This window comes from Streptomyces sp. 2A115 (assembly GCF_052245575.1).
GTDB lineage: Bacteria > Actinomycetota > Actinomycetes > Streptomycetales > Streptomycetaceae > Streptomyces.
In genome coordinates, this window is sequence record NZ_JBQQCG010000200.1 from 1 (window position 1) to 2220 (window position 2220).

At 64.4% G+C, this 2220-nt stretch carries 2 protein-coding genes and 1 pseudogene; 1 reads left to right on the forward strand and 2 read right to left on the reverse strand.

Going from position 1 to position 2220, the window contains the following annotated elements; genetic code table 11:
• Positions 1-442: 442 nt before the first annotated feature.
• A complete protein-coding gene (locus tag ACTWQR_RS55520; protein WP_443234980.1) occupies positions 443-622 on the reverse strand; it encodes a hypothetical protein in 180 nt (59 codons plus the stop codon).
• A 300-nt stretch (positions 623-922) separates the two neighbouring features.
• Between ACTWQR_RS55520 and ACTWQR_RS55525 the strand changes: the two genes are divergently transcribed.
• The gene (locus tag ACTWQR_RS55525) at positions 923-1360 is read left to right on the forward strand and encodes a hypothetical protein (RefSeq protein WP_443234981.1); all 438 of its coding nucleotides are present in this window, start codon (positions 923-925) and stop codon (positions 1358-1360) included.
• Between the two features lie 171 nt (positions 1361-1531).
• On the opposite strand, the pseudogene ACTWQR_RS55530 reads toward ACTWQR_RS55525, so the two are convergent.
• Positions 1532-1684: pseudogene (locus ACTWQR_RS55530) on the reverse strand (transposase); the annotation flags it as partial.
• Between the last annotated feature and the right edge of the window lie 536 nt (positions 1685-2220).

A 2220-nucleotide genomic window follows, 5' to 3' on the forward strand; every position in this document is an offset into this window, starting at 1 on the left:
CATCGTCATCAATCTCCCGGACCCGCACACGTTCAGCCACTCCGTCATTCTGGCTGTCCGATGCCGCCCGGCGCAGCAACCCAGCGATGCGTCATGACAGGGCGAACGTTGCCTGATGCGGCACTAGGTGTGGATGTCCGGCCGCTCCAAGTGGGGTGTGTCTGTGGGCGGTTGTGGCAGTGAGGATTCTCCCCGGGATGGCGTTACCGGAGTCTGGGGTGGCCTGGGTGGCCGGGCTGTAGAAGCCACTGACCTGGGTAATGTCGGCTTGTAGGGAAAATGGTCGCACTTTAGCCCGCGCGCGGTCTGGATCTTTGTCGAGAGTCGCTCGCGGCCCGGGTGGCGCTGACCTGCGATGATGTGGCTGAATCCGTCGCTGACCTGGACTGATCCATTTTGCTGGATCTTTCAGATTGCTGCGCGGCTACGCAGTCGATTCTCCCTATGCTCTCCCCGGCGCCGCCCGGTTCCCCGCCCCTGCCGCGCCGGCCTGCGACGAGTTGCTCAAGTGGGTGGAGTTCTCGACCGTGCGCGGATCGCGGCCGGCCAGGCCGTACACAAGCGAGTCGTTCACTGCGTCGGCGACGGTGTAGTTCGTCGGGGCGATGGCGAGACGAGACACCCCATCAAGACCATTGGACCCGAGCCGCCCAGCGAAGTCGGGATCGGTCCAAGGACCGAGGGCCGCGCACGCGCGGCGGCGCCGGCCGGTCGCCGCCGCGCCGACCTATGAAGCCAAAGGCCCCCACAGGAACCATGAGCTCCGACAGGGTTGGTTCGACGCCACTCATTCAGGCCTGCTCAGCCGTCAACCGTCGTTGGCCTGCACCCAGATGATCTCCTGTCGGTAACAGGCGCCCTACTCACATGATCATCTTGCTAAGATTCGAATGTCAGTTCGCCACGAAGATTCGAGGAATCAGTGAAGTTTACGCAACGAGCGGCCACACTGTTCGCCGCAACCACCCTGGCCGCCGGCGCGACCCTCACGGGCGGTGCCAGCCCCGCGAGCGCCGCAACGATCACGTTCAAGGGCACTGACTTTAGTGGCGACAACTATCAAATCGTTGTTCTCAGGGACGGCGAGAACATCGGCTACGTCTACTGGAACTCCGACCCGGAGCCGGGCCTGGGCTGGCCCGGTGACGCGATGAGGGTGTCTGACACCGATGCAGACGGCTACGGCATCGAGGCCCATCTCAGCTTTGGTCGCATTGCAACCACGCGCGGTCACGCCGCCCCGTACACCAGCCCGTGGGCGACCGGTGACCTTACGGAAGGTCTCATCGCCGGCATGAAGGTATGCCTCGTGAAGGGCACCTACTCCAACTGTTCTGGCTGGCACAACGTGAAGGCGTGATGGCGCACTGGGCGAGCATGTCGATGACCCCGGAGTCGGTGACGCCGGGGTCTCATGGGGCGCGCTACTACTAGCTGATGGTCGGCCGTTGGCAGTCGCGGTCTCCCGGATCCCTCCCCGAAGGAGCGGAGTTCGCGTGCTCTGTCGGCGAGCGCGACGGTTTGCGCTCTGCGGCGTCTCCCGCCACTGCCCGCCGGTCCTGAACCGCCAGATCACGCCCTCGAACTGCTGCCGCAGCCGCTCGGGGTAGGGGCCGTACTCGCCGATCGGCAGGTGCGGCTCGATGAACTCCCGTTCCCCGTCGGTCAGTTGCACTCGCGTCACGCAAGAAGATCTACCGGTTCAGGCCCCGCCACGAGGGCGAATCCCGCAGATTGATCACGACCCGATATGCGCCCTAATCCCACAAGCACCGGCGCCACGGGGTGAACGTGCAGGTGGTGACCGATTCGTCGAGCCGCCGCCCCGTGGCAGGGCCCGGCCGGGATGCGCGGCTACGACTCGTACGCCCACCGCCCCCAACGTCAAGACCTGCGAATCTGTTACAGCTTCGGCCGCCGATTGCTTGCTCGGCGGCCAAAGCCGGATCGTTCAGTAGGTGATGATGAGGCGCACGGAAGGCTTGTTGATGAGGTGAGCTGAACCGGATTTTGTAGCGGCCCTGAAGCCAGGCATGATCGCCTCGGCAGATGGGAGAACACAGGTCCGATGCCTGCACCACGGAAGTACCCCGAGACCACGGAGTTTGAGCGGATCCGCGGTTGTCAAGGGGATCCAGGGTTTTCGGGGAAGCCCAGGTCATGGCAACGGGGCTCCTGATAGAGCGAAGAAGCCGACCAAGGTCTTCCCGCTCGAAGGAG